4 protein-coding genes are annotated in these 6,327 nt (G+C 72.5%); all 4 read left to right on the top strand.

Annotation, left to right across the window (positions count from 1 at the left end):
- Nucleotides 1-150: 150 nt before the first annotated feature.
- Genes AC07OQ_RS14750 through AC07OQ_RS14735 form a run of 4 tightly spaced genes read left to right on the top strand, consistent with a single transcriptional unit; the run spans nucleotide 151 to nucleotide 6,259 of the window.
- Nucleotides 151-1,899: an FAD-dependent oxidoreductase gene (locus tag AC07OQ_RS14750; protein ID WP_495053881.1), complete on the top strand. Its 1,749-nt coding sequence runs from the start codon at nucleotides 151-153 to the stop codon at nucleotides 1,897-1,899.
- A complete protein-coding gene (locus AC07OQ_RS14745) occupies nucleotides 1,877-3,616 on the top strand; it encodes an FAD-binding protein (protein ID WP_495053880.1) in 1,740 nt (579 codons plus the stop codon). The genes AC07OQ_RS14750 and AC07OQ_RS14745 overlap by 23 nt, the downstream gene beginning before the upstream one ends.
- Complete coding sequence (locus AC07OQ_RS14740; RefSeq protein WP_495053879.1) at nucleotides 3,613-4,668, top strand: 2Fe-2S iron-sulfur cluster-binding protein; 1,056 nt, start codon at nucleotides 3,613-3,615, stop codon at nucleotides 4,666-4,668. The genes AC07OQ_RS14745 and AC07OQ_RS14740 overlap by 4 nt, the downstream gene beginning before the upstream one ends.
- 7 nt (nucleotides 4,669-4,675) lie before the next feature.
- On the top strand, nucleotides 4,676-6,259 hold the full coding sequence (locus tag AC07OQ_RS14735; RefSeq protein WP_495053878.1) for a FadD3 family acyl-CoA ligase: 1,584 nt from the start codon (nucleotides 4,676-4,678) through the stop codon (nucleotides 6,257-6,259).
- Nucleotides 6,260-6,327 lie beyond the last annotated feature (68 nt).

Raw genomic sequence — 6,327 nt, 5'->3', positions numbered from 1 at the left:
ATCGAGCGGATCTTCCGCGACGTGCACCAGGCGCGCGGGCATTACGCGAACAACACCGATGCCTATGCGCGCGCTCACGGCGCCGTGATGCTCGGCCTGCCCAATGCAGATCCCTTCGTCTGAGCGGCAACCATGAACAGCACGACCTCCATGGATGAACCTCGATACGACCTCGTCGTCGTCGGCTCCGGTGCCGGCGCCTTGCTGAGCGCGGTGCGCGCCGCCGACCTCGGGCTCAGCGTCCTCGTCGTCGAGAAGACCGCGCTGGTCGGCGGCACCTCGGCGGTGTCGGGCGGCGGCATCTGGATCCCCAACAACCACGACATGCGGCGCCAGGGCCTGAACGACAGCACCGACGCGGCCTATCGCTACGTGAAGGCCTGCGCCAAGGGACTGGCCAGCGACGAGCGCGTGCTCGCCTATGTCGAGACGGCGCCGCAGATGGCGCGCTACCTGGACGAGATCGGCATCGCCTTCCGCGCCATGCCGCGCTATGCCGACTACTACCCGCATATCGACGATTCCCTGCCCGGCGGGCGCACGATGGATCCGGCCAATTTCGATGCCGCCCGGCTGGGCATGGACGGACTGGCGCTGCTGCGCGACACCAATCCGGGCCAGAAGATCATGGGCCGGGTGCTGATCAATGCCTTCGAGGCGCGCAGCCTGGTGGCGCGCGAGCCGGGCTTCCAGGGGCTGGCGCTGCGCCTGCTGCTGCGCTACTGGCTGGACCTGCCGTGGCGCTTCAGGACGCGGCGCGACCGCCGCCTGACCGGCGGGCAGGCGCTGGTCGGCGGGCTGTTCGCGGCGCTGCGCCGCCGCAAGGTCGAGCTGTGGGTGGGGACACCGCTGCAGTCGCTGCGGGTCGAGCAGGGCCGCGTCACCGGCGTGACCGTGCTGCGCGATGGCCAGCCCTTGCGCGTGTCGGCACTCAAGGGCGTGATGCTGGCCGCCGGCGGCTTCGAGCGCAACCAGGCGATGCGCGAGCAATATCTGCCCAAGCCCACCGACCAGGCCTGGACCGCGACCCCGGTCGGCGGGAACACCGGCGACGCGATCGAGGCCGGCGCCAAGGTCGGCGCGGCCTTGCACATGATGGCGCACAGCTGGGGCGTGCCGACGCTCTCGGTGCCCGGCGAAGGGGCGTTCCGCGGCGTCTTCGTGGAGCGCTCGATGCCCGGCTGCATGGTCGTCAACGAGCGCGGCGAGCGCTTCGTCGATGAATCCGCCCCCTACCCGGAGTTCCAGCAGGCGATGTATGCCGACCATGCCAGGAGCGGCTGCGCGATTCCGGCCTGGGTCGTGTTCGACGCCGAGTTCCGCCGCAAGTACGCGATGGGCCCCTTGCTGCCGGCCCAGGCCATGCCGGACGGCAAGCTGCCGGCCGAGTGGCTCGGCAAGCTGTACTGGCGCGACGACACGCTGGCCGGGCTGGCGCGCCAGATCGGCGTCGATGCCCAGGGCCTGCTCGCCAGCGCCGAGCGCATGGGGGCCTATGCGCGCAGCGGCCGGGATCTCGACTTCGGCCGCGGCGGCAATGTCTTCGACCGCTATTACGGCGACGACAGCGTCGGCCCCAACCCCAATCTCGCGCCGATCGCGAAGGGGCCGTTCTACGCGATGCGGCTCTACCCGGGCGACATCGGCACCAAGGGCGGCCTGCTGACCGACCTCGACGCGCGCGTGCTCGACGAGCGCGGCCAGCCGATCGCCGGGCTCTACTGCACCGGCAACAACGCCGCCTCGGTGATGGGCCCCGCCTATCCCGGTGCCGGCTCCACGCTGGGCCCGGCGATGACCTTCGCCTACCGCGCGGTGGCGCACATGAGCGGTCAAGCCATCGCCCTGCAGCGCGGCGACCTCCTGGAGAAGCAAGATGAGCGCGACGCAGCCGCTTGATCCCTGCAGCGGGAATGCCGGGTTCGCGGACCTGCCGGGCGGCAGCGTGACCCCGATCGGCGCGGCGCTGGTCGTCGACGGCGTCGGCGACATCGACTGGAGCGAGCGTGCCGACGTGCTCGTCGTCGGCTGGGGCGCTGCGGGCGCCTGCGCGGCGATCGAGGCGCGCGAGGCGGGCGTCTCGGTGCTGGTCATCGACCGCTTCGACGGCGGCGGCGCGAGCGCGCTGTCGGGCGGCGTGGTCTATGCCGGCGGCGGCACGCGCCAGCAGCGCGAGGCCGGCCATGCCGACAGCCCGCAGGCGATGTTCGACTACCTGCGTCACGAGGTGAACGGCGTGGTCGCGGACGAGACGCTGCTGCGCTTCTGCCGCGACAGCGTCGCCAACCTCGAATGGCTGGAGCGGCAGGGCGCGCGCTATGGCGCGACGATGCCCAAGCACAAGACCTCCTACCCGCCCGACGGCGTCTTCCTCTACTACTCCGGCAACGAAGTGGTGCCGGCCTACCGCGGCGACGCGCCGCCGGCGCCGCGCGGCCACCGCACCGTCGCCAAGGGGCAGTCCGGCGCCGCGCTGTACGCGGCGCTGCGCGCGGCCACCCTGCGCGCCGGAGCGGCCACCTTGACCCAGACCGCGGTGCGCCGGCTGGTGCGCGAGCGCGCCAGCGGCCGCGTGATCGGCGTCGAGGTCTGGCAGCTGCCGCCGGGCAGCGCGGCGGCGCGCGAGCATGCCGCATTGCAGCGCCGCATCGCGCGCTGGCGCATGCTGCGCGCCGGGCAATGCGAGGTCTGGCGCGCCGAGGCGGCCGAGCTCGAGCGCCGGCATGCGCGGCCGCGCTTCGTGCGCGCCGAGCGCGGCGTCGTGCTCGCCACCGGCGGCTTCATCCACAACCCGCGGCTGCTCGCCGAGCATGCGTCGCAGAGCCAGGGCGGCTGGCCGATCGGCGCGGCCGGCTGCGACGGCAGCGGCCTCAGGCTGGGCCTGAGCGTCGGTGGCCAGGCGCGGGGCTTGTCCAATGTCTCGGCCTGGCGCTTCATCACGCCGCCCTCCGCCTGGCCCAAGGCCATGGTCGTCAATGCGCGCGGCGAGCGCTTCTGCAACGAGCAGGTCTATGGCGCCAGGCTGGGCCACGAGATCGTCGACCGCCAGGGCGGTCGCGCCTGGCTGGTGATCGACGCGCGGCTGCGCCGCCGGGCGATCCGGGAATGCCTGTTCGGCGGCCTGTTTGGCGGTATTTGGGCCTTCCAGTCGGTGCCGGCCCTGATGCTGATGCTGCTGGGCGCGCGGAAGGCGCCCTCCATCCCGGCCCTGGCCGAGCGCATCGGCGCGGACCCGGCGACGCTGGATCTGCACTGGCAGGCCTACAACGCCGCCGCGCGCGGCGAGCGCGAGGACGCCTTCGGCAAGGCGCCGGAGATGTGCGAGCGGCTGGATCGGGCGCCGTTCTATGCGATGAACATCTCGATCGGCGAGCAGCTGTTCCCGCTGGCCACGCTGACGCTCGGCGGCCTCAGGGTCAACGAGGTCGACGGCCATGTGACCGATGTCGCCGGCGGCGACATCGCGGGCCTGTTCGCCGCCGGGCGCGCCGCGGTCGGCCTGCCCTCGTCGCGCTATGTCAGCGGGCTGTCGCTGGCCGACTGCGTGTTCTCGGGCCGGCGCGCGGGCCGGGCCGCCGCATCCGGAGCCGGATCGTCGGACGAGGGGCAGACATGAGCCGCGACCACCGCCATCACGCGCTGCAGGTGCGCGCCGTCGTCGAGGAGACCGCGGACAGCAAGTCCCTCGTGTTCGAGGTGCCGGCCGATCTGGCCGAGACCTTCCGCTACAAGCCCGGGCAGTTCGTGACGCTGCGCCTGGCGGTGCAGGGCCGCCATCTGCCGCGCTGCTACTCGATGTCCAGCGCGCCGCTGGTCGACGAGGGGCTGCGCATCACCGTCAAACGGGTTGCTGAGGGCCGCGGCTCGAACTGGGTCTGCGACCGCATCAAGCCCGGCGACCGCATCGAGCTGCTGCCGCCGGCCGGCATGTTCACGCCGCGTTCGCTCGATGGCGACTTCCTGCTGCTGGCCGGCGGCAGCGGCATCACGCCGGTGTTCTCGATCCTGCGCTCCGTGCTGCTGCAGGGGAGCGGGCGCATCACGCTGCTGTATGCCAACCGCGACGAGCGCTCGGTGATCTTCCGCGACGAGCTGAAGGCCTTGGCGGCCGCCCACCCGACGCGCCTGTCGGTGATCCACTGGCTGGACTCGGTGCAGGGCGTGCCCTCGGTGGCGCAGCTGGCCGAGCTGGCCAAGCCGTTCCGCGGCGGCCAGGCCTTCATCTGCGGCCCCGGGCCCTATATGGATGCCGCGGTGGCGGCGCTGCAGGCCGTCGAGATGCCGTCCGAGCGCATCCATGTCGAGCGCTTCGCCTCGCTGCCCGACGAGGAGGACGGCGCGGCCTTGCAGGCCGCCGCCGCGCCGGTGGAGGGCGGCCTGGGCACCGATGTCGAGGCCGAGCTCGAGATCCAGCTTGATGGCCAGGTGCATCGCGTCAGCTGCGGCGGCAACGAGACCCTGCTCGAGGCGGCGCTGCGCGCCGGCCTCAACCCGCCGTATTCCTGCCAGGCCGGCATGTGCGCATCCTGCATGTGCCAGGTCGTCGAGGGCCAGGTGCATCTGCGCCACAACGAGGTGCTCGACAAGAAGGATCTGGCCAAGGCCTGGACCCTGGGCTGCCAGGCCGTGCCGATGAGCCCGGTCGTGCGCATCCGCTATCCGGAGTGATTGCTTCATGCTTGTGAACGAGGCGGCCCTGCCGCAGACCCTGCCCGAGATGCTGGCCGAGGCGGCGCGGCGCCACGGCTCAAAGCCCGCGATCGTCGAGGGCGATGTCGTGATCGACTACGACGGGCTCCTGGCGCTCAGCGAGCAGGTGGCGCGCGCGCTGATCGCGCTGGGCGTCGAGGCGGGCGACCGCGTCGCCGTCTGGGCGCCCAATGTCCACGAATGGATCCTCGCGGCCTGCGGCAGCCATGCCGCCGGCGCGGTGCTGGTGCCGGTCAACACGCGCATGAAGGGCGAGGAGGCCGCCGACATCCTGGCCCGCAGCCGCGCGCGCGTGCTGTTCTGCATCGGCGAGCTGCTCGGCCTCGACTTCCCGGCCATGCTGGCCGCGACGCGGCCGGCGACGCTCGAGCAGATCGTCGTGCTGCGCCGCGGTGCGCAGCAGGCGCTGCCGCCCGGCTGCATGGACTGGAGCGTCTTCCTCGACGCGGCGCGCTCCACCCCCCCGGAGCGCGTGCGCGAGCGCGTGCGCGCGCTGCGCTCATCGAGCACCGCCGACCTGCTGTTCACCTCCGGCACGACGGGCCGGCCCAAGGGCGTGATGGCGGGGCACGGGCCGACGCTGCGGGCCTTCCGCGAATGGGCGCGCGTGGTCGGCCTCGCCGAAGGGGACCGCTACCTGATCGTCAACCCCTTCTTCCACAGCTTCGGCTACAAGGCGGGCTGGGTGGCCGCCTTCATCCAGGGCGCCACGGTCTATCCGATGCCGGTGTTCGACGTCGACGAGGTGCTGCGCCGCATTGCCGCCGAGCGCATCAGCTTCCTGCCGGGGCCGCCGACGCTGTTCCTGACCCTGCTCGCGCATCCGCGCCTCGGGGACCACGACCTGTCCTCGCTGCGCGGCGCCGTGACCGGCGCGGCCACCGTGCCACCCATCCTGATCGAGCGCATGCGCCGGGAGCTGGGCATCCGCAACGTGACGACCGCCTACGGCCTGACCGAATGCGGCGGCGTGGCCACGCTCAACGACCCGGCCGACAGCGCCGAGCGCATCGCCGGCACCTGCGGCAAGGCCCTGCCGGGCACCGAGCTGCGCATCGCCGACCCCGCGGGCCGCGAGCTGCCGGCCGGCGAGGCGGGCGAGGTGCAGCTGCGCGGCTACCACGTGATGCAGGGCTATTTCGAGGACGAGGCCGCGAGCCGCGAGGCGATCGACGCCGAGGGCTGGCTGCACACCGGCGACATCGGCGTCGTCGATGCGGACGGCTATCTGCGCATCACCGACCGGCTCAAGGACATGTTCATCGTCGGCGGCTTCAACTGCTATCCGGCCGAGATCGAGCGCATGCTGTGCGAGCACCCGGCGATCGCGCAGGCCGCCGTCGTCGGCATGCCCGACGAGCGCATGGGCGAGGTGGGCTGCGCCTTCGTCGTGCTGCGCGCCGGGGCCGTCCTCGACGAGGCCGGGCTGATCGACTGGTGCCGCCGCTGCATGGCGAACTACAAGGTGCCGCGCCGCGTCGTGCTGTGCGAGCGGCTGCCGACCAATGCCTCCGGCAAGGTCGTCAAGCGGGAGCTGAAGCCCGCTTGAGCCGGCCCGGCTCGAAGGGCCGGGCCCGTTAGTCCCATCGGACGATGCCCGGCCGGTGCCCGCCGAGA

The organism is Roseateles sp. GW821-FHT09B06, from assembly GCF_059418245.1.
Note: the sequence above shows the minus strand (reverse complement) of the source record. Positions and strands in the feature narration are given on the sequence as shown.

Coding starts and splice junctions, on each gene's coding strand:
- AC07OQ_RS14750 (WP_495053881.1), top strand. CDS start 151: ATGGATGAACCTCGATACGACCTCGTCGTCGTCGGCTCCGGTGCCGGC.
- AC07OQ_RS14735 (WP_495053878.1), top strand. CDS start 4,676: ATGCTTGTGAACGAGGCGGCCCTGCCGCAGACCCTGCCCGAGATGCTG.
- AC07OQ_RS14740 (WP_495053879.1), top strand. CDS start 3,613: ATGAGCCGCGACCACCGCCATCACGCGCTGCAGGTGCGCGCCGTCGTC.
- AC07OQ_RS14745 (WP_495053880.1), top strand. CDS start 1,877: ATGAGCGCGACGCAGCCGCTTGATCCCTGCAGCGGGAATGCCGGGTTC.